Raw genomic sequence first — 19,339 nt, forward strand, 5'->3', positions numbered from 1 at the left:
AATGCGCCCCGTTGCCCAGATAGCTCAGTCGGTAGAGCAGGGGATTGAAAATCCCCGTGTCGGCGGTTCGATTCCGTCTCTGGGCACCAAATACCGAAAACCCTGAATCGCAAGATTCAGGGTTTTTTTATGCCTGCGATTTGACCCCCTCCTCTCTTCGTCCTTCGATACACCCGGATTCCAGCTGTACTGGAAAAAACCCGAAATCTGTATCTCTCCGTGTAGATGGCGTTTCGCCAATACTTCAAGCAAGCCTTGGCGAGCCAATGACTGGCTCTACTTTGCGCCCCGCAACACTCTGGACTCCTGTAGCCCTCAGAGCGCAAACCCTGATTTTTTGAATCGATCGGCGTCGCCCGCAAGGTCACTTCCTGTCCAGCAAAAAAATCTGAACCCAACCCACAGGCGAACTGCAGTTAGTGCTTTTCAAACATTCCAGGATGAATGCTGGCGCCCCCGTGCGCCCGGCAAAAGAGCGAAACGGACGACGTATGATCAAGCAACTCATCAATGAAGACAGTTATGTGCAGATCGGCGATCTTTGCAGCGCAACGATCCAGCTGAAAATCGAAGGACTGAATCCCGCCGGCTCCATCAAGCTGAAGACCGCGCACGCGCTGATCACTGATCTTGAAGTCCGCGGACTGATCAACCACAAGACACGCCTTATCGAATCCTCATCGGGGAATCTGGGCGTTGCGCTGGCCATGGTCTGCGCGGCCAAGGGTTACCAGTTCGTTTGCGTAATCGACCCGAATATTTCCGCGCCGAACCGCAAGCTGATTCACGCCCTTGGCGCGCAAATGCTCATGGTCGATCAGCGTGACGAGAACGGCGGTTACCTGAATTCGCGGATTCGCCTGATCGAACAACTGGTCGCTGACAACGCCGACTACATCTGGCTCAACCAGTACAAGAATCCGACCAACCCCCTCGCCCACTATCAAGCGACTGCCGGGTCCATCGCGCGCAAGTTTCCCCAGGTGGATTACCTGTTCGTCGGCGCGGGAACCACTGGCACGCTAATGGGCTGCAAGAACTACTTCGCCGAACATCATCCGCAGACCAAAGTCATTGCCGTCGATACCGTCGGCTCGGTGACGTTCGGCCTGCCGGGCGGCACGCGCCATATTCCGGGGCTCGGCACCAGCCGCCTGCCGGAGATATTCGAGTCGTCGGGCATTCACGACTTCCTGTCGATTCCCGAGGAACAGACGATCAAGGTCTGCCGTTGGCTGGCGCAACGCTACGGCCTGCTCTTCGGCGGCTCCACCGGCACTGTGCTCGCCGGCATCCGCCAGTGGGCGCCGCATATCCGGCCCGACGATGTCGTGGTGGCGATCTCCCCCGACATGGGTGAGCGCTATCTCGAAACCATCTACTCCGACGACTGGGTCACCCAGCGGATCGGCGCAACCGCACTGCAGCCCCTTTTCCCTGAAATCGCTCTGGCACTCTCGGCGTAATCCTCATGACCACACAGAATCCGATCCAGCCGTTCCACGTCATCCCCGGCGCTGTCGTCAAAGACATCCTCAACGGGCTGCGGCATGCAACCATCGACATGGTGGCGCAGACCTACCTGACCCACGAGCGTGGCGAAACCGTTAACCCCGACAGTTATTTTCTGCGTTTCCCTGCGCAACCGGCGAACCGGATCATTGCGCTGCCGGCGGCCATCGTCGACAGCGAGGGCGATCAATCCGTCTCCGGGATCAAGTGGATTGCCAGTTATCCCGACAACATCAAGTCAGGCATTCCGCGCGCATCTGCCGTGCTGATTCTCAACGACCCGCAGACCGGTTATCCCTACGCCCTGCTCGAAGGTGCGCTGATCAGTGCCGTGCGCACGGCGGCGTCGGCGGTATTGGGTGCCTGGTGGCTGAATGGCCAGAACCGCCACGCGGCGACACTTTCGATCATTGGTGGCGGGGTAATCTCAAGAAATATCCTCGAGACTTTCGTCGCGGACGACTGGTCCTTCGACAGCGTGGGCATTCACGATCTCAACGCCGAATCGGCGCAAGCCCTCGCGGAATTTGGCGAACAACTGGGCCTGCCGGATGTGCGTCTGCTGTCGCTCGAAGACGCACTGACAGCCGACATCGTGGTGTTCGCCACCAGCGCGGGCGAGCCCTACGTAAAAGGCCAGGGCACGTTCCGCCCGGGGCAGATTGTTCTGAACATCTCGCTGCGGGATATCGGCGCCGAAATCATCGAGGAAAGTTACAACTACTTCGACGACATCACCCATTGCCTGAAGGCCAATACCTCACCGCATCTGGCCGAGCAGCAATACGGCCATCGCGACTTTGTCACCGGCACAGTGGCGCAGCTGATTCGCGGTGACCTGCATGTCGCCCAAGACAAACCGCTGATCTATTCGCCATTCGGCATGGGCATTCTCGATCTCGCGATTGGCCGGATGATCCACGACATTGCGGTGGCGGCCGGTACGGCAATTGCCATCCCGTCATTTTTTGGCGAGGAGCGCAGATGGTGAAGGCGCCTGTGCACATCGGCCTGGTCGGCTGCGGTTCGCGCGGAATGTCGGTATTCGAGCGCCTGTTGAGCCGCGCCGAGGAACGCCCGCAACAACCGGTCGTCATCGACATCTTCGAGCCCAACGTGCTCGGCAGCGGCGCGCACTGGCCCGATCAACCGGACTACCTGTTGCTCAACACCGTCGCCGGTCAGCTCGGGGTATTTCCCGACGCAGCAGCGTTCGGTGATCTGACCGACGCCCGGGAACGGCCAGGGCCGGACTTTCTCGCGTGGTGCCGAGCACAGCGCGTCAAGGTTGACCCCGACAGCGGCCTGCTCGCCGCCGACGGTCGCGACGTCGAGCCGGAGGATTTTCTGCCACGGCACCTGCTCGGCGCTTATCTGGCCGACGCCTTCACGCGGATCCTCGCGACCGCACCCGCTTGGGTCACGGTCAATCTGAATCGGCATCAGGTCACGGCGGTCGAGCGCAACGAGAATCAGCAATACCTTCTGCTAACCGCAGAAGGCGCTGCGGTGACGGTGGATCGTCTGGTGCTGACCGTTGGCCACACCGGACGCCTGCGCCTGGCGGGGCAGAACCGGGTCGACAACGTTTACCCGCTGCCGGGCAGCCTCACCACCGTCGAGCCCGGCGAAACGGTGTTGATCGAAGGGTTGGGCCTGGGCGCCATGGACACCCTGGCGGCGCTGACGGCTGGCAGAGGCGGGATCTACAAACCCATGGCTGATGGCAGTCACACTTACCAGCCTTCGGGTCAGGAGCCGGTGATCTTCATTCAGTCGCGGGACGGGCTGCCGTTTCGCACGCGTCCCAATGGCTTGATCGGCTTCCCCCGCCATAGCGCCGTGCTGCTCACGAGCGAGCGTATCGAGTCGTTGCGGCTCAACGCGCACAACCGCCGACTGGATTTCGAACGGGACATTCTGCCGCTGATGCTGCTGGAGATGCGTGCCGCTGCGGTCGCCGTTCTGCATAAACCTTCAGCGCCGCAACAGCTGCTTGAGCAGCTCAGAACCGTCAGCGTTGCCGGCCCTGCCGGTGTGGCCGCTTGTGAAGCCTTGCTGCGCGAGTTCGAAGCGATTGCCGGCGCAATCAGTCCGCTGGAGCTGATCAGCCACAAACTGCCCGACAGCGTCACGCCTTACAACTATCACGCATGGATTTACGACACCCTCGAAGCCGACTTGCATGAAGCACGTCTGGGACGCGGCGCGTCGCCGATCAAAGCCGCCATCGAAGTCTGGCGCGACTTGCGTGACCGGCTGCGTGAGGCGGTCGATTTCGACGGGCTCACCGAAGATTCGCATCGGCAGTTCTATGGCCGCTGGCACAAGGCGATCAACCGTCTGGTCGCCGGCCCGCAGAAGGAGCGCCACGCCGATCTGCTCGCGCTGTGTGATGCCGGCCTGCTGACCTTCCTCAAGCCCGGCTCACGCCCCGCGATCGATCACTTCAAGCGAGTCGCCGGTTACGTGCAGAGCAGCGGCGTCACCCACAGCGACTGCGCACCTGTGCGCGACCTCGCGCGCCTGGGCCTTGTGCGTCCACGCACCGATGTGCCGGGCATCGACGGCATCGATGTCGACGCGGCGTCCAACCCCAAGTCGAACAGCGGCGAAGCGGTGCGTGACATCTGGGTGCTGGGACCGCTCGCCGAAGGCTCTTGCTATTACAACCACTACGTCACCTCGGCGGGCGCACCTTCGCGGCTGTTCATGGACGCCCATCGAGTCGCCACCGCCATCCTTGAGACAGGAACTCGCGCATGAAACTCTACTATCAGACGCATTCGCCGTACGCCCGCAAGGTGTTGGTGCTGGCTCACGAACTTGGCATCGCATCGAGCCTTGAGGTGATACATCACGAGACCAGCCCGACTTCACCGAACGCGACCATTTACCAGGCCAACCCCTTGGGTAAAGTGCCGGTGCTGATGCTGCCCGACGACACCGCACTGTTCGATTCCATCGTGATTTGCGAATACCTCGATGACCTGAGCAACGGCCGTAAATTCATCCCGGCCAGCGGCCCCGAGCGCTACAAGGCGCTGCGCCTGCAGGCATTGGCGCAGGGCATGTGCGACGTCGGCATCAAGCTGCGCTGGGAAGTCGAGCGGCGCCCCGAGGCTTTGCGCTATCCGGCGTACGCGGACGGCCAGGCCTACAAACTCAAGGAGGCGTATCGCTTCATCGAAGAGCACGTCGACCTCAATGGCCCGATCACCGTTGGCCACATCGCCTTGGCGACCGCGCTGGACTGGATCGCTTTCCGTCAACTCTCGGACTTCTCGGCGCAAGCACGCCTGAGCGAGTGGTATCAGACGTTCTGCCAGCGCGCGTCCATGCGGGCGACCGAGTACAGCGGACAGACGCACGATTAAGCCAAGGAAACCGCTATGAGCTCTCTCTTGCTGCAAATGTCACCGATCGCGCTGGTGATCGCGCTGATCCTGATCCTCCGGCGTCCGCCGGTACAGGCCGCGCTGGCCGGTGTGGTGCTGGTCCTGGTGCTGTGGGCACTGGGCGCTGCCGGGCCGGTGTCGGCGGCGATCTCCTCGGCGATTTTTCAGGACACCACGATCCTGTTTCTCAGCACCGCGTGCGTCATCGTCCCAGGGCTGGCCTTCGTCATTCTGGTCGAGCGCGGCGGCGCGCCACAGGCCATCGGCGCGTGGGTCAAGGAACTCGGCTGGACACCCCCGGCGCAGGTGATTTTCATCGTGCTGGGTCTGGCGCCGCTGCTGGAAGCGATGACCGGCTTCGGCGTTTCGCTGATCGCCACGGTGCCGCTGCTGATGGGGCTTTTCACTCGCCAGTCGGGGATGAAAATCGCCCTCGCCGGCATGGTCATCATGCCGTGGGGCACGCTGGGTCTGGCAACGGTGATCGGCGCCTTGCTGGCACATTTGCCGGCGCAAACCCTCGGTAGCCATTCAGCGCTGATCAGCGCGCCGGTGTTCCTCTGCCTGGCGTCGCTGGCCTTGTGGCAGGCCGGCATCCGCAGGATTACTCCGTGGCTGGGGCTGATCGTCGTGACCGCCCTGTTCGTTGCCGTGCTGTATTGCGTCAACCTGTGGGTCGGCCCGGAAGTTTCCGGTGTGCTGGCCGGGCTGGCCGTGGCTTGCGTCGGCCTGGGCATCTCCTGGGCGCAACGGAAAAAACTGGTGCGCTGGCCGAGCGCGGCATGGCCTTATCTGGCCTTGCTGGGAGTGATTGTGGCGTCGCGCGGACTGTTCGTGCTGTCGGGTTGGGATGGCCTGTGGGTCATCAGGGGCGAACACGTTTCATGGAAGCCGCTGGCGTCTCCAGGGCTGGCGCTGCTGATCGTGACCGTGCTGATGGCGTTCAGGCAAACCGCGAGCGCGGGTTTCCCGTGGCCAGCGCTGTTCAACCGGGCGAAGTTTCCGGTCACGACAATCTTCCTGTTCCTGCTGCTGTCCCAGGTGATGGTCAACGCTGGATTCCTCGTCGAGGCGCAAAGCGCATTGCAATCCATGTCGGGTATTTCGCTGGCGCCGACGATCGCTCTGCTGGCGGGGATTGCCGGTTATGTCACCGGCTCCAACGTCGGCGGCAACACGCTGGTGATGCCGTCCATTGCCGCGCTGAGCAGCGAACACGGGGCGTGGCTGGCGGCAATGGTCAACAGCGCCGCCGGCCATGGCGCACTTGGCTCGCTGTCGATCCTGTCATTGATCACCGGACTTGCCGGGGCCAACCGCCAGGAAGAAAACAGCCTGATCCGCTTCGCCTTCGGTCTGGTGGCGCTGAACATCGTCATAGTTGCTGCAACGGGGATCGTTTTGCTCTACTTTCTGTGAATTGTTTCGAATCATCACAGAGAACTTATGGACAGGTTTGATTTGCCGGACAAGCGCTGGCGGATAGTCAAGGACTGGATTATTCGCCAGATCGACAGCGGTGACCTGGCGGCCGAAGCGAAACTGCCGTCAATCCGCGTTCTGGCGCGGATGTTCGAGACCAGCATCACCACGGTGCAGCGGGCACTGGCCGACCTCGAGGCCGACGCCTACGTCACGACGGTGCCGCGCGTCGGCTACTTCGTCTCGGCATCAGGGCGGGCAAAACCGTCCGGCGCTTTCGACTTTTCCAGTGTCACCGTCAACGTCAATCATGCGGTGGTTGCGATGCTCTCCGAGGCGGCCTCGCGCACCACCGCATCGCTGAATTCGGCCGTCCTGCACAGCGATCTCACGCCCAACGTGTTGCTCAACAAATGCCTCTCGGTGTTGGCCGCCAGGACCGACAACGCGCTGAGCGGTCTGGTCGCGCCACCCGGCCTGCCGGCGCTGCGAAGGCGTATTGCCGGCCTGATGCTGACCCGCGGTGTAGTCTGCGGGCCGGACGATATTCTGGTGACGTCGGGCGACACCATCGCTCTCGAACTGGCCCTCGAAGCCGTCGCGTCGAAAGGCGCTACAGTCGCCATCGAAACCCCGACCTATTACGGCATTCTGCAGACCATCGAACGCCTGGGCATGCGCGCCTTGCCGATCCGCACCGACGGCCGCACGGGCCTGGATGTCGATCATCTGGAAGAAGCTCTGAAGCAAAAAAAGGTCGCGGTGATTTTTCTCAACCCGACGCTGCAGAATCCGCGTGGCTTCATCATGCCCGACGAAGCGCGCGCGCGACTTTCAAGGATCGCCCGGGAAGCGGATGTGCCGATCATCGAAGACGACATCTTCTTCGACCTGGTGCCCGAAGCTGATCGGCCGCGCGCCCTCAAGAGCTACGACAGCAGCGGCCAGACGATCTACTGCTCGTCCTTTTCCAAAACCATCGCGCCGGGTTATCGCGTCGGCTGGTGTCTGGCCGGCAAATACCGCAATGCCATCCTCGCGCAGATGTTTTCGCGCAACCTGGCCGTTTCCAGCCTGGCGCAAAATGTTCTCAATGAATTCATCGGCCGTGGCTACATGGACGAGCACTGCGCCAGATTGAGGTCGCAACTGTCCTCGCTGGCGAGTTTTGTCGAAGCACTGGTGCGCACGGATTTCCCGCTCGGGACCGTCTATGTGCCACCGCGCGGCGGCTTCATCCACTGGATCGAAATGCCGACACACACCGACATGCCGGCGCTGCAGCAATTGGCCACGGAGCGTGGTTGCCACGTGGCTGGCAGCGGCATCTTTTTCGCCGACGGCCAGGCTTCCACAGGCGTGCGCATTTGCCTCGGCACTACGCTGACCCCGGCGGTGATCGGCATTCTCAAGGTGATCGCCGAATGCGCCCACCTTGCCGCACGCCCGACGAGCCCGCGGCAGATGCCGACTGAACAGCTGCAAGAGCTGGCAGTTTCCTGACCGGCTTGCGCGAGCCCTGCTTATGAATCAGAAAAGAACCCGTATTCGCTTGCCGCATCCCCGGCCGTATCGCCCGAGCCGCTGGACATTCTGGCTGACGGTGCTCGCGGGAGTGCTGATCGCCTTTGCCGTGTGTCTGTCGATCTACACGCTTATCGAGAGCTGGGTCAGCGGTTCCATCACCACCAACAATCGCGGACCGCGCAGCACCTACACCTTGGCACTGCAACCTCGGCGATACTGGTTCGAGTTCATGTGGCAGAGCTTCTGGACCGCGTTCATGTTGGCCATCGGTGTGTTCGGGCTGTGGATTTATCGCAAAGGACGGGTGCGTGAGCAGAGGCCGAAGGGCAAGCGCTCGCGATGATGCAACTGGGGCGCTTTTTTGAAGCAGCCTCTTACCTGCCTGTTCCTTTCATTCCAGCGCAACACCAGATCGCTCACCGCAGCGCCGCCAACTCTGCGGCGATTGACTGGGCAAAAGTACGAAATGGACTACGGACATTTACCCTGTTACGCGCCTTCCGGTGGCAATGTCCTGCAACGCCTGTCCCACCCTTCCTTCCGAACTCGCAGGTTCGCCCGACATACCTGCGCCGCCTTCCCCGGCATGCTTGCGTCTCTGTTTCCAGAATGCGGAAGACCCGATGAGCCAGCTCAAATCTGCTGATACGCAAGACCATAAAATCGATTCACTGCTGGGCGAACTGGGCGAGCTGATTCGCCAGGCGCGGCAAAAAGTGCTACGCGCGGTCGATACGATTCAGGTGCAGACCTGTTGGCAAATCGGCCGGCATATCGTCGATTTCGAACAGAAAGGCGCTCAGCGTGCGGGTTATGGCCAGCAGTTGCTCGCGCTGCTGGCGAAGGATCTAACGGGGCAATTCGGGAAGGGATTTGATGAGCGCAATCTGCGATATATGCGTAGCTTTTATCAGTCTTTTCCAATTTGGAACGCAGTGCGTTCCGAATTGAGCTGGACCCACTACCGCCGCCTGCTACGCGTCGAGAACGAGAAAGCGCGCCTGTGGTACATGAACGAATGCGCCGACCTCAACTGGTCAAGCCGCGCCCTTGATCGTCAGATCCTGACGCTCTACTACGAGCGCCTGCTGATGAGTCAGGACAAAGCCGAGGTGGTGGAGGAAGCCACGACCAACATCGACGCGATGAAATGCAATCCGCGGGAATTCATTCGCGATCCGGTCATGCTCGAATTCCTCGGCCTGCCCTCGGCAGGCAAAGTCAGGGAAAGCGGACTCGAACAAGCCCTCATCGATCACTTGCAAAGCTTTCTGCTTGAACTTGGCAAAGGCTTTTCCTTTGTCGCCCGCCAACAACGCATCAGCACTGACGGCGTCGACCTCTATATCGATCTGGTGTTCTACAACTACCTGCTCAAGTGCTTCGTGATCATCGACCTGAAACGCGGCAAGCTCAGCGCCCGCGATGTCGGGCAGATGGACATGTATGTGCGCATGTACGACGAGCTCAAGCGCAGCGAAGGTGACAAGCCAACCGTCGGTATCATTCTGAGCGCGGAAAGCAATGACTCGGTGGCGCGCTATTCCATGCTCAAAGGCAATGAGCAACTGTTCGCCAGCAGCTACAAGACGATACTGCCGAGCGAAGAAGAGTTACGTGCTGAACTCAACCGCGAACAGGCGTTGATCGAAGAACGCATGCTCATTCAATCCAGTGAATGAACCGGCCGGATTGTTCTTGATCAGCGCGGCGACTATGGTTGGCACCTAACCGCCGAGGTCAAGCGCCATAGGCAGCAAGCCCCCATTCGAGTTGGAAGACGCAGAGTTGAGCCAACCAGTTTTGACTGCAGCTGAAGGCACGTCCTTCAAGGAAACTGCCGACGACGGCTACGCACTCGGCGGCTTCACCTGGCGCCACAGTTCGCCCGATCCACAGCGCCCGGTGGTCATCATCAACGCCGCCACCTCGGTGCGCTGTCGCCATTACTCAAGGTTCGCAGCCTATCTGTTCAGTCACGGCTTCGACGTGATGACCTACGACTACCGGGGCATTGGCGAATCACGCAGCGAATCGATCAAAGGGCTGTGCGCTTCGTGGACTGACTGGGGCGCTCTGGATTTCGAAGCGATGCTCAAACGCGCGCAGCGGGAGTTTCCCGGTCAGCCAATCGATGTGGTCGCCCATAGTTTCGGCGGTTGCGCGGCGGGCTTGGCGGAGTCGGGCAAGGTGATCCGACGGTTGGTAACCGTCGGTGCGCAGTTCGCTTATTGGCGCGATTACGCCCCTGAACAGCGCTGGCGGATGTTCGGCAAGTGGCATGTGATCATGCCTTTGATGACGCTGCTCTGCGGCTATTTTCCAGGCAAGCGGATCGGCTGGCTGGAGGACACGCCAACCGGCGTAGTCTGCGACTGGAGCACACCCACTGCACGGTACGAGGATCGTCCAAGCGGTCGGGTGCTGATGAAAAAGGCGGGCGCCCTGCCCTTCGATGGCGTCCGCGCGCAGACCCTCGCCATCAGCCTCAGCGATGATCCTTACGGAACGATCCCGGCGATCGAACGCCTGCTCGGCTACTTCAGCAACGCGGCAAAAACCCATCTGCGCATTGCGCCGCAGGACATCGGCGAACGACAAGTCGGACATTTCGGCTTTTTTCGCAGCGCATACCAAGCCACACTATGGCCCATTGCTCTGACCTGGCTGCAGACCGGCGCACTGGCCGCCGATACACCCGGCCGACAAGTGCCACGCAGCTGAGCCCCTCTCAACGCACGACGGAACACATCATGGCCTCCGCCAACAAGCAGCAAAAACGCGCCACCCGGGCCAAAGCCAAGGCCAAGCAGAACCGCACCAAGCGCGCCGAAGCGCCGGTCGAGCTGGACCCGAACGACGACCGCATCGACTTCGAATCGGTGGACTTGACCGAGCTGTTCAAGAAAATGATCGACGCCGAAAAGATCAGTCAGCAAGCCATGTGCAGCGCGTTCCTCGAAGATCCGCTACTGGAACTGGTGTACGAGCAGGAAGGCGAAGAAGGCGCGATGGATTTCATACTCGCCGCGCTGATCGAGTATCGCCAATGGTCGCAGGAAACCGACGAGGCCGGCGCGCTGGCGTGGATCGAATCTCCGGCATTCCAAGCTGACTATGTAGCGGCATCCGACGCGATCGCGGCACAAACCCAACAGAAGAACTGAGCTCCCATGGCATCCCTGAACAAGCAACAGAAACGCGCCAAACGCGCCAAGGCCAAAGCCAAGCAGATCCGTATGGTCGGGCGCAAACCGCTGGATCAGGACGAAGAGCTCGGCCACCTCGCCGAGCCGATCCCGGAATACACCCTGGCGATGTTCAGCAAAATGCGCGACGCCGAAGCCGTCAGCCGCAACGAAATGCTGCTGACCCTGCTGCGCGAACTGGCCTTCATCATCGTCGACCATCCTGAACTGCTCGACATGGAAAACGCCGACAACGAAGGCATGGCCGCCACCAACCTGGCCGCCGATATGCTCATCGACTACCGCATGTGGGCCGACGGCATGACCATCGAACAGGCCCAGGCCTGGCTGAGCGAGCCGCAGTTCATTACGGATTTCGGCGTGGCGCTGGATGCTTATGGCAAGTCGGTAGAGCCCCAGGAAGACAAGAGCGAATAAGCCCTTCTCAGAAACAAAAAACGGCCGCTAGTCATCCCTGACAGCGGCCGTTTTTGTTTGGATGGCCTAGCTACTCTTTGTCCGGTGACGATGTATATCCCATTGACATATCCCCAGCACGATCTATCCTGAGCTAATCACAGGAACAGACCCGGGAGCTCGAATATGGAGCAGACCACAATTTTCATGAGCAACAGAAGTCAGGCAGTCCGACTGCCAAAGGCAGTTGCGATGCCCGGCGACGTTAAACGAGTGGAAGTCATCGCGATTGGCAGAACACGCGTCATTACGCCTGCTGGAGAAAGCTGGGATAGCTGGTTTGATGGCGACAGCGTCAGCCCTGATTTCATGGCTAACCGTGAGCAACCCACTGAACAGGAGCGCGAGTCGTTCTGATGATCAAGTACATGCTGGATACAAATATCTGCATCTTCACCATCAAGAACAAACCACAAATTGTCCGGGAAGCCTTCAATCGACATTCCGGGCAGTTGTGCATCAGCGCTATCACGCTTATGGAGCTTATTTACGGTGCTGAAAAGTCGGCGGCCCCGGAGAAAAATCTGGCAATTGTTGAAGGATTTGTCGCGCGACTGGATGTCTTGCCTTTCGATAACGACGCAGCCGCACAGGCCGGGATGGTTCGATCTGAACTCGCGAAGGCTGGAACGCCGATCGGGCCATACGACCAAATGATCGCTGGCCACGCACGCTCACTTGGACTCATTGTAGTGACGAACAACGTACGGGAGTTTCAACGCGTTTCCGGTTTGCGAATCGAGGACTGGGTTTAACCTGACTGGAAAGCTCAGAAACAAAAACGGCCGCTAGTCATCCCTGACAGCGGCCGTTTTTACATCACGCGTTACGACTCAGTTCAACACCACCGCACCACGCTTCTCCAGCTTGCGACGGCGCGACACCAGCAGACCAGCGGCTACCACCATCAGGCTCAGCAGGCCCGTGGCAAGGATTTCCACGCGGTGGGCTTCCTGGAACAGCATGATGGTCAGCGCGGCGACAATGAAGATGATCACCGCCCAGGTCAGCCCGGGGAACAGCCACATGCTGAAGACGATTTTCTCGCCGCGCGCCATGCGCTGTTTCCGCATGCGCAGTTGCGAGAAGGCGATCACCAGGTACACCAGCAGGGCGATGGCGCCGGAGCTGGCCAGGAGGAATTCAAACACCGCGGCCGGAGCCACATAGTTGGCGAAGGTGCAGAGAAACGCTGCGCCGGTCGACAACATCACCGCCCAGTAAGGCGTACCGCTCTTGTTGGTGCGGGTCGACATGGCCGGGGCATCGCCGCGCTTGCCGAGGGAAAAGAGCATGCGCGAGGAGGTGTACAGCGCCGAGTTCAGGCAACTGGTCACTGCGACCAGTACGACGATGTCGACGATCATCTTGGCGTTGGGAATGCCCATGCGCTCAAGTACGGTCTGGTAGGAACCCAGGTTGGCCAAGGTAGGATCGTTCCACGGCACCAGCGCAACCACGATGAAAATCGACACCAGATAGAACAGGCCGATCCGCCAGATCACCGAGTTGGTCGCTTTGGAAATCTGCTTGCCAGGGTCCTTCGATTCCGCCGCTGCGATGGTGACGATTTCGGTACCCATGAACGAGAACATGGTGGTCAGGATCGCGCCCAGCACAGCACCCATGCCATTGGGCAGAAAGCCGCCGCTGTCGAACAGGTGCGAAACGCCACTGACCTGGCTGGTCGGCAGGAAGCCGAAAATCGCTGCAAGGCCGAGGCCGATGAAGCCGATGATCGCAAGCACCTTGATCAGGGCGAACCAGAACTCGAACTCACCGTAATTCTTCACGCTGAACAGGTTGGTCACGGTCAGCAGCATGGTGATCACCAGCGCGAAAGCCCAAATGTCGACACCCGGGAACCACGCATGCAGGATGGTCGCGGCGGCGTTGGCTTCCAGCGGAATCACCAACACCCAGAACCACCAGTACAGCCAGCCGATGGTGAATCCGGCCCAGTGACCGATCGCGCGATCAGCGTAAGTCGAGAACGAACCGGTGTCCGGCGAAGCCACGGCCATCTCGCCGAGCATGCGCATCACCAGCACCACCAGAGTACCGGCAGCGGCGTAGGCCAGCAGCACGGCCGGGCCGGCGGCAGCGATGGCGTGGCCGGAGCCGACGAACAGACCGGCGCCGATCACACCGGCGATCGACAACATGGTCACATGACGCGGTTTGAGCCCCTGTTCGAGGCCAGTGGAGCTTGGGGTACTGCTCATAGAGACTACCTTTGCAAGGAAAGCGAGTGCGTCCGGCGCGTCTGTAAATTCTTTCTCGTAAAAAGAATCCAACGGCCTGTTCCTTATTCTGCACGCAATATTTGCGCCAAAATGTTTCAAGTCCTTGAGGGCCGGGGGCTCCGGCATCCGGTGCAAGTCCTTGAGTTTAATGGCTATTCGCCAGAACGTTACCCGGCGACTCACTTTCAAGACGAATTCGCGCACCAGAAACACACAGATAAAGTGTGCGGCGCACAGAAAAAGGGCGAATAAGGAACGTTCGGCCGGATAGCGCTTCCAACACCCCGCCAAAGCTGGCAACATCGCGCCTTTTTTTACGCGGCACCCACGGGTTTGCACGATCAAACACCCGTTCGGTTGTTGACGGGGCGACAGTCTGCTGCGCCGATGCGACAACCCGCCACATGCCACCCGTTTACCGCTCGTAGCGCTGTTGGCTGCCATTGAAACGCTATGCTAGCTTGGCCGCCTCGCCAGGAAGGCCCGCCAACAGCAGGAGCGCAACATATATGAGGAACGCACATGGCTGAGGCCACGCCCGCGCTTGAAATCCGCAACTTGCACAAACGCTACGGACAGCTGGAGGTGCTCAAAGGCATCTCGCTGACCGCCCGCGACGGCGACGTGATCTCGATCCTCGGCTCTTCCGGTTCCGGCAAGTCCACGTTCCTGCGCTGCATCAACCTGTTGGAAAACCCGCACCAGGGCCAGATCCTGGTGGCCGGTGAAGAACTCAAGCTTAAAGCCGCGAAGAACGGCGAACTGGTCGCCGCCGACGGCAAACAGATCAATCGTCTGCGCTCGGAGATTGGTTTTGTATTTCAAAACTTTAATCTGTGGCCGCACATGAGCGTGCTCGACAACGTCATCGAGGCCCCGCGCCGCGTGCTCGGCCAGAGCAAGGCCGAAGCCATCGAAGCCGCCGAAGCGTTGCTCGCCAAGGTCGGCATCGCCGACAAGCGCCACGCCTACCCGGCGCAATTGTCCGGTGGTCAGCAACAACGCGCAGCGATCGCCCGCACGCTGGCGATGCAGCCGAAGGTGATCCTGTTCGACGAACCGACCTCCGCGCTTGACCCGGAAATGGTTCAGGAAGTACTTAGTGTCATCCGCGCATTGGCCGAAGAAGGCCGCACCATGCTGCTCGTGACCCACGAAATGGGCTTCGCCCGCCAGGTTTCCAGCGAAGTGGTGTTCCTTCATCAGGGCCTTATAGAAGAGCAAGGATCGCCACAGCAGGTGTTCGACAACCCACTTTCGGCGCGCTGCAAACAATTCATGTCCAGCAACCGCTAACGGAGCAACATGCATGCAGAATTTCAAAAAGGTCTTCCTGGCCGCCGCCGTCACCCTCGCGTTCAGCGCCGGTGCCATGGCTGAAACCCTGAAGATGGGCATCGAAGCGGCCTACCCGCCGTTCAACAATAAAGACGCCAGCGGCCAAGTGGTCGGCTTCGACAAGGAAATCGGCGACGCCCTGTGCGCGAAGATGAAAGCCGAATGTTCCGTCGTCACTTCCGACTGGGACGGCATCATTCCGGCGCTGAACGCGAAGAAGTTCGATTTCCTGATTTCCTCGCTGTCGATCACCGAAGATCGCAAAGCCGCAGTGGACTTTACCGACCCGTACTACTCGAACAAATTGCAGTTCATCGCGCCGAAGAACGTCGACTTCAAAACCGACAAGGACTCGCTCAAGGGCAAGACCATCGGCACCCAGCGCGCAACGCTGGCCGGCACCTGGCTGGAAGACACCTACGGTGACGATATCAAGGTCAGCCTCTACGACACCCAGGAAAACGCCTACCTCGACCTGACCTCCGGTCGTGTCGACGCGATCCTCGCCGACAAGTACGCCAACTATGACTGGCTGAAAACCGACGCTGGCAAGAACTACGAGTTCAAGGGCGACCCGGTAGTGGAAAGCGACAAGATCGGTATCGCCGTGCGCAAGGGTGACAACGAACTGCGCAACAAGCTGAACGCCGCGCTGAAGGAAATCGTCGCTGACGGTACCTACAAGAAAATCAACGACAAGTACTTCCCGTTCAGCATCTATTGATCTGACCTGTGGGACCGGCGCCGCGATGAAGCGGCGCCGGCTCCCGACTTTGCCTGCCGCAATTTGAACAGAAACCCATGATTATCGACCTCTACGGATTCGGCCCGGCGCTCGCCGCTGGTGCGCTGATGACCGTCCAACTGGCCCTCACCGCCCTGTGCCTGGGCCTGGTGCTCGGCCTGCTCGGCGCCTTGGCCAAGACTTCCCCGTACAAGCCGCTGCAATGGCTTGGCGGTACCTACTCGACACTGGTGCGCGGCGTCCCGGAATTGCTCTGGGTGCTGTTGATCTACTTCGGTACGGTCAACCTGATGCGCGCCCTCGGTGAGTACTTCGGCAACCCCGACCTGCAACTCAACGCTTTTGCCGCCGGTGTCATCGCACTGGGTTTGTGCTTCGGCGCCTACGCCACGGAAGTGTTTCGTGGCGCCCTGCTGGCCATTCCCAAGGGCCACCGTGAAGCCGGCCAGGCCCTGGGCCTGTCGAAATGGCGGATTTTCACCCGGCTGATCATGCCGCAGATGTGGCGCATCGCCCTGCCGGGCCTGGGCAACCTGTTCATGATCCTGATGAAAGACACCGCGCTGGTATCGGTCATCGGTCTGGAAGAAATCATGCGTCACGCGCAGATCGGTGTGACCGTGTCAAAACAACCGTTCACCTTCTATATGGTCGCGGCGATCATGTACCTCGGCCTGACAGTGCTGGCGATGACCGGCATGCACTTGCTGGAAAAACGCGCCGCCCGCGGCTTTGCGAGGAGCGCGCAATGAACTGGGAAGTCATCATCAAGTGGCTGCCAAAACTGGCACAGGGCGCGACCCTGACGCTGGAACTGGTCGCCATCGCGGTCATTGCCGGCCTGCTGCTCGCCATTCCGTTGGGCATCGCCCGCTCTTCGAAGCGCTGGTACGTGCGCTCGCTGCCTTACGCCTACATCTTCTTTTTCCGGGGCACGCCGTTGCTGGTGCAGCTGTTCCTGGTCTATTACGGCCTGGCGCAGTTCGACGCCGTACGTGAAAGCGCGTTGTGGCCGTACCTGCGCGATCCGTTCTGGTGCGCGACCGTGACCATGACCTTGCACACAGCGGCGTACATCGCCGAGATTCTGCGCGGTGCCATTCAGGCGATTCCACCCGGTGAAATTGAAGCCGCGCGAGCCTTGGGCATGTCCAGACCGAAAGCGATGTTCTACATCATCCTGCCCCGTGCCGCGCGCATCGGCCTGCCGGCCTACAGCAACGAAGTGATCCTGATGCTCAAGGCCAGCGCCCTGGCCAGCACCGTGACCCTGCTGGAACTCACCGGCATGGCCCGCACGATCATTGCCCGCACTTATCTGCCGGTGGAGATCTTCTTCGCCGCCGGTGTGTTCTATCTGGTCATGGCTTACGTGCTGGTACGCGGCTTCAAGCTGCTGGAGCGCTGGCTGCGCGTCGATGCCTGCCAAGGCCGCTGATACTTCCCACGTGCTGACGGGCGAGGCCCTACTCGCCCGTTTCACGGCGCTGGATGCTTTTCTGATTGAGCATCAGGCGCTGTGGAAACCTCGACCGTTCACTCACCTACAACTTCCATGGGAAGCGTCCTACCCGGAGTTGTCTGCGTGGCTACGCGGGCGGTCGCTGGAAGATGCAGAACGCGCGCATAACCATCCTGCTGATCTTGTCGATGCGCCAGAGCCGTTCGCTTCATTGGCGAAGTTGTCGGCAGAGTTGAGTACGGTCGGTGAGTTTCCGGGGCATGCGCTTGAGGCTGCCGGGCATCGCTTGAATGTCGATGTGCCCGGGCGCAAGTGGCAGCAGATTGAAGCGTTTGCCAGTCGTTTGTCTTTCGCTTCGCCACCGACGCATTGGTTGGATTGGTGTTCAGGCAAAGGGCACTTGGGACGGCGCTTAATGGGGTCGGGGCAGCAACTGACTTGCGTTGAATACGATCCTTTATTGGTCGCCAGCGGTCAGGCACTGAGTCAGCGTCATCACTTGCACGCCCTGCATGTCGAACAGGATGTACTCGCGGCAGACGCCCCGGCCGTATTGAACGCCGCCCACACCCCCGTCGCCCTCCACGCATGCGGTGATCTGCACGTGCGCTTGATGCATTTGGCCAGTGCTGCCGGCTGCCAGCAAATGGCGATCGCACCGTGCTGTTACAACCGCATCAGTCGTAACGAATACCAGGCCTTGTCCTGCGCAGGATCGGCATCGCTTCTACAGCTCTCGCTGGAAGATCTGGCGCTGCCGATGAACGAAACCGTCACCGCCGGTGCGCGCGTCCGGCGCCAGCGTGACACATCGATGGCTCGTCGCCTGGCTTTTGACCTGCTGCAACGGCAAGTGCGCGGCGTCGATGAATACCTGCCAACGCCCTCCCTGCCCAGCGCCTGGCTGGACAAACCGTTCGCCGATTACTGTCGCGATCTGGCTGTGCTCAAAGAGTTATCCACAATCGGCGAGCCGGATTGGCCCGCACTCGAAGCAACCGGTTGGCAGCGGTTGGCCGAAGTGCGCAACCTGGAATTGCTTCGCGGATTGTTCCGCCGCCCCCTTGAGCTCTGGCTGAATCTGGATCGGGCGCTTTTCCTCGCAGAACAGGGATACGTCGTACGCCTCGGCACCTTTTGCGACACCTCACTCACACCCCGTAACCTACTGCTGCTCGCCGAACGCGCTTAAAACGTTACAGCCTGTGGATAACTCTGTTGATGGATTTGCCGTGGATCCAATATCTGCGCCTGTTTCGTCGCGTTAACAACACTGGTCATTTTTTGTTCACATGAATAAAAAACCTGTAAAACAGGGATTTGCGAACAAGATGAGAATGGGTTCACAACACCTCGCATAAGCCAGTATCCGCGCCCCTCAGTTGTGCATAAGCTGCCAATCAAAACGACATAACCGACGAATATTGGGCTAGCCGAGTGAATAATTGCGGGGTCCCGCAAGCCCAGACTCAACTGTACGCCCTGCATAGATGCCTCACTGCACGTGAGGTACAAAAGCTGCGTATAAATTTGCGCAGGGCCTGATTTTCCGGGAATGCAAAAATAGTCTGAATTCAGGGGTTTACAGGATCAACCCAATCGCTATAATCGTCGCCCACACGCCGGTATAGCTCAGTTGGTAGAGCAACTGACTTGTAATCAGTAGGTCCCGGGTTCGACTCCTGGTGCCGGCACCATACAAAACACAGCCCCTGCAGAAATGCAGGGGCTTTGTTGTTTCTGAGTCAGCCAAGAAGTCAACTATGGGGATCAGGCAGGATACAAATCCCGCAACGCCTCAGGATGCTGACTTGCCACCCGCAAGAGAGTCTGCGCTGCACCCGTCGGCTGCCTGCGCCCCTGTTCCCAATCCTGCAAAGTCCGCGCTTATGCCTCGCAGTATCTGCACGAGCCAAGCAAGGCACTGATCGATGATGTGGTGAAAGTAATGGATTCGCCACCAGAAAGGCATTGATGCAAACCGCCATTCGAAGCCCTCGTTGATGCGAGGGCTTTGTGCATTT

At 60.0% G+C, this 19,339-nt stretch carries 20 protein-coding genes, 2 tRNA genes and 1 pseudogene; 21 read left to right on the plus strand and 2 right to left on the minus strand.

The window, feature by feature from the left end:
• Positions 1-13: 13 nt before the first annotated feature.
• From ACV8MC_RS05080 to vapC, 14 genes are all read left to right on the plus strand, one after another.
• Positions 14-89 (plus strand) — tRNA-Phe (locus ACV8MC_RS05080).
• A gap of 402 nt (positions 90-491) precedes the next feature.
• Positions 492-1,466, plus strand: coding sequence for a 2,3-diaminopropionate biosynthesis protein SbnA (gene sbnA / locus ACV8MC_RS05085; RefSeq protein ID WP_150637962.1), 975 nt, complete (start codon positions 492-494; stop codon positions 1,464-1,466).
• Positions 1,467-1,471: 5 nt separating this feature from the next.
• Positions 1,472-2,503 carry a 2,3-diaminopropionate biosynthesis protein SbnB gene (gene sbnB / locus ACV8MC_RS05090; RefSeq protein ID WP_041477521.1) on the plus strand — a complete coding sequence of 344 codons (1,032 nt, stop codon included), beginning with the start codon at positions 1,472-1,474 and terminating at the stop codon, positions 2,501-2,503.
• On the plus strand, positions 2,497-4,278 hold the full coding sequence (locus ACV8MC_RS05095) for an FAD/NAD(P)-binding protein (RefSeq protein WP_457264644.1): 1,782 nt from the start codon (positions 2,497-2,499) through the stop codon (positions 4,276-4,278). The genes sbnB and ACV8MC_RS05095 overlap by 7 nt, the downstream gene beginning before the upstream one ends.
• Positions 4,275-4,889, plus strand: a complete 615-nt coding sequence (locus ACV8MC_RS05100) for a glutathione S-transferase family protein (protein WP_150637956.1) — start codon at positions 4,275-4,277, stop codon at positions 4,887-4,889. Before ACV8MC_RS05095 ends, ACV8MC_RS05100 begins: the two co-directional genes overlap by 4 nt.
• 15 nt (positions 4,890-4,904) lie before the next feature.
• Positions 4,905-6,329 carry an L-lactate permease gene (locus ACV8MC_RS05105; RefSeq protein ID WP_150637955.1) on the plus strand — a complete coding sequence of 475 codons (1,425 nt, stop codon included), beginning with the start codon at positions 4,905-4,907 and terminating at the stop codon, positions 6,327-6,329.
• Positions 6,330-6,356: 27 nt separating this feature from the next.
• Positions 6,357-7,835, plus strand: a complete 1,479-nt coding sequence (locus tag ACV8MC_RS05110) for an aminotransferase-like domain-containing protein (RefSeq protein WP_457264647.1) — start codon at positions 6,357-6,359, stop codon at positions 7,833-7,835.
• A gap of 22 nt (positions 7,836-7,857) precedes the next feature.
• Positions 7,858-8,202 carry a hypothetical protein gene (locus tag ACV8MC_RS05115; protein ID WP_256808525.1) on the plus strand — a complete coding sequence of 115 codons (345 nt, stop codon included), beginning with the start codon at positions 7,858-7,860 and terminating at the stop codon, positions 8,200-8,202.
• A gap of 280 nt (positions 8,203-8,482) precedes the next feature.
• Positions 8,483-9,541 (plus strand): PDDEXK nuclease domain-containing protein, encoded by a 1,059-nt coding sequence (locus tag ACV8MC_RS05120; protein WP_256808527.1) that lies wholly within the window; start codon positions 8,483-8,485, stop codon positions 9,539-9,541.
• A 106-nt stretch (positions 9,542-9,647) separates the two neighbouring features.
• Positions 9,648-10,583: an alpha/beta hydrolase family protein gene (locus ACV8MC_RS05125; RefSeq protein ID WP_457264649.1), complete on the plus strand. Its 936-nt coding sequence runs from the start codon at positions 9,648-9,650 to the stop codon at positions 10,581-10,583.
• Positions 10,584-10,612: 29 nt separating this feature from the next.
• Positions 10,613-11,026, plus strand: coding sequence for a hypothetical protein (locus ACV8MC_RS05130; RefSeq protein ID WP_236168218.1), 414 nt, complete (start codon positions 10,613-10,615; stop codon positions 11,024-11,026).
• 6 nt (positions 11,027-11,032) lie between these two features.
• Positions 11,033-11,485, plus strand: coding sequence for a hypothetical protein (locus ACV8MC_RS05135; protein WP_457264651.1), 453 nt, complete (start codon positions 11,033-11,035; stop codon positions 11,483-11,485).
• A gap of 165 nt (positions 11,486-11,650) precedes the next feature.
• On the plus strand, positions 11,651-11,881 hold the full coding sequence (gene vapB / locus ACV8MC_RS05140; protein WP_024011210.1) for a type II toxin-antitoxin system VapB family antitoxin: 231 nt from the start codon (positions 11,651-11,653) through the stop codon (positions 11,879-11,881).
• Complete coding sequence (gene vapC, locus ACV8MC_RS05145; RefSeq protein WP_016772140.1) at positions 11,881-12,279, plus strand: type II toxin-antitoxin system tRNA(fMet)-specific endonuclease VapC; 399 nt, start codon at positions 11,881-11,883, stop codon at positions 12,277-12,279. Before vapB ends, vapC begins: the two co-directional genes overlap by 1 nt.
• Positions 12,280-12,357: 78 nt before the next feature.
• Here vapC and gabP read toward each other — a convergent pair whose 3' ends face one another.
• Complete coding sequence (gene gabP, locus ACV8MC_RS05150) at positions 12,358-13,749, minus strand: GABA permease (protein ID WP_016772141.1); 1,392 nt, start codon at positions 13,747-13,749, stop codon at positions 12,358-12,360.
• Between the two features lie 543 nt (positions 13,750-14,292).
• Here gabP and ACV8MC_RS05155 point away from each other — a divergent pair.
• The 6 genes from ACV8MC_RS05155 (at position 14,293) to ACV8MC_RS05180 (ending at position 19,012) form a co-directional block, all read left to right on the plus strand.
• Positions 14,293-15,066, plus strand: coding sequence for an ABC transporter ATP-binding protein (locus tag ACV8MC_RS05155; protein WP_236168220.1), 774 nt, complete (start codon positions 14,293-14,295; stop codon positions 15,064-15,066).
• Between the two features lie 13 nt (positions 15,067-15,079).
• Positions 15,080-15,832, plus strand: a complete 753-nt coding sequence (locus ACV8MC_RS05160; protein WP_095181077.1) for an ABC transporter substrate-binding protein — start codon at positions 15,080-15,082, stop codon at positions 15,830-15,832.
• A 77-nt stretch (positions 15,833-15,909) separates the two neighbouring features.
• On the plus strand, positions 15,910-16,605 hold the full coding sequence (locus ACV8MC_RS05165; RefSeq protein ID WP_016772144.1) for an ABC transporter permease: 696 nt from the start codon (positions 15,910-15,912) through the stop codon (positions 16,603-16,605).
• On the plus strand, positions 16,602-17,291 hold the full coding sequence (locus tag ACV8MC_RS05170) for an ABC transporter permease (protein WP_016772145.1): 690 nt from the start codon (positions 16,602-16,604) through the stop codon (positions 17,289-17,291). Before ACV8MC_RS05165 ends, ACV8MC_RS05170 begins: the two co-directional genes overlap by 4 nt.
• Positions 17,272-18,507 carry a methyltransferase gene (locus ACV8MC_RS05175; protein ID WP_406228038.1) on the plus strand — a complete coding sequence of 412 codons (1,236 nt, stop codon included), beginning with the start codon at positions 17,272-17,274 and terminating at the stop codon, positions 18,505-18,507. Before ACV8MC_RS05170 ends, ACV8MC_RS05175 begins: the two co-directional genes overlap by 20 nt.
• A 429-nt stretch (positions 18,508-18,936) precedes the next feature.
• A tRNA-Thr gene (locus ACV8MC_RS05180) sits at positions 18,937-19,012 on the plus strand.
• Positions 19,013-19,085: 73 nt separating this feature from the next.
• On the opposite strand, the pseudogene ACV8MC_RS05185 reads toward ACV8MC_RS05180, so the two are convergent.
• Positions 19,086-19,199 (minus strand): annotated as a pseudogene (locus ACV8MC_RS05185) (helix-turn-helix domain-containing protein); the annotation flags it as partial.
• Positions 19,200-19,218: 19 nt separating this feature from the next.
• On the opposite strand from ACV8MC_RS05185, the gene ACV8MC_RS05190 reads away from it, so the two are divergent.
• Complete coding sequence (locus tag ACV8MC_RS05190; RefSeq protein WP_252878150.1) at positions 19,219-19,290, plus strand: hypothetical protein; 72 nt, start codon at positions 19,219-19,221, stop codon at positions 19,288-19,290.
• Positions 19,291-19,339 lie beyond the last annotated feature (49 nt).

This window comes from Pseudomonas sp. PK-RTE-24, assembly GCF_054052265.1.

Coding starts and splice junctions, on each gene's coding strand:
- vapB (WP_024011210.1), top strand. CDS start 11,651: ATGGAGCAGACCACAATTTTCATGAGCAACAGAAGTCAGGCAGTCCGA.
- ACV8MC_RS05165 (WP_016772144.1), top strand. CDS start 15,910: ATGATTATCGACCTCTACGGATTCGGCCCGGCGCTCGCCGCTGGTGCG.
- ACV8MC_RS05100 (WP_150637956.1), top strand. CDS start 4,275: ATGAAACTCTACTATCAGACGCATTCGCCGTACGCCCGCAAGGTGTTG.
- ACV8MC_RS05115 (WP_256808525.1), top strand. CDS start 7,858: ATGAATCAGAAAAGAACCCGTATTCGCTTGCCGCATCCCCGGCCGTAT.
- ACV8MC_RS05120 (WP_256808527.1), top strand. CDS start 8,483: ATGAGCCAGCTCAAATCTGCTGATACGCAAGACCATAAAATCGATTCA.
- vapC (WP_016772140.1), top strand. CDS start 11,881: ATGATCAAGTACATGCTGGATACAAATATCTGCATCTTCACCATCAAG.
- ACV8MC_RS05175 (WP_406228038.1), top strand. CDS start 17,272: ATGCCTGCCAAGGCCGCTGATACTTCCCACGTGCTGACGGGCGAGGCC.
- sbnB (WP_041477521.1), top strand. CDS start 1,472: ATGACCACACAGAATCCGATCCAGCCGTTCCACGTCATCCCCGGCGCT.
- ACV8MC_RS05110 (WP_457264647.1), top strand. CDS start 6,357: ATGGACAGGTTTGATTTGCCGGACAAGCGCTGGCGGATAGTCAAGGAC.
- ACV8MC_RS05160 (WP_095181077.1), top strand. CDS start 15,080: ATGCAGAATTTCAAAAAGGTCTTCCTGGCCGCCGCCGTCACCCTCGCG.
- sbnA (WP_150637962.1), top strand. CDS start 492: ATGATCAAGCAACTCATCAATGAAGACAGTTATGTGCAGATCGGCGAT.
- ACV8MC_RS05170 (WP_016772145.1), top strand. CDS start 16,602: ATGAACTGGGAAGTCATCATCAAGTGGCTGCCAAAACTGGCACAGGGC.
- ACV8MC_RS05095 (WP_457264644.1), top strand. CDS start 2,497: ATGGTGAAGGCGCCTGTGCACATCGGCCTGGTCGGCTGCGGTTCGCGC.
- ACV8MC_RS05155 (WP_236168220.1), top strand. CDS start 14,293: ATGGCTGAGGCCACGCCCGCGCTTGAAATCCGCAACTTGCACAAACGC.
- ACV8MC_RS05135 (WP_457264651.1), top strand. CDS start 11,033: ATGGCATCCCTGAACAAGCAACAGAAACGCGCCAAACGCGCCAAGGCC.
- ACV8MC_RS05130 (WP_236168218.1), top strand. CDS start 10,613: ATGGCCTCCGCCAACAAGCAGCAAAAACGCGCCACCCGGGCCAAAGCC.
- ACV8MC_RS05105 (WP_150637955.1), top strand. CDS start 4,905: ATGAGCTCTCTCTTGCTGCAAATGTCACCGATCGCGCTGGTGATCGCG.
- gabP (WP_016772141.1), bottom strand. CDS start 13,749: ATGAGCAGTACCCCAAGCTCCACTGGCCTCGAACAGGGGCTCAAACCG.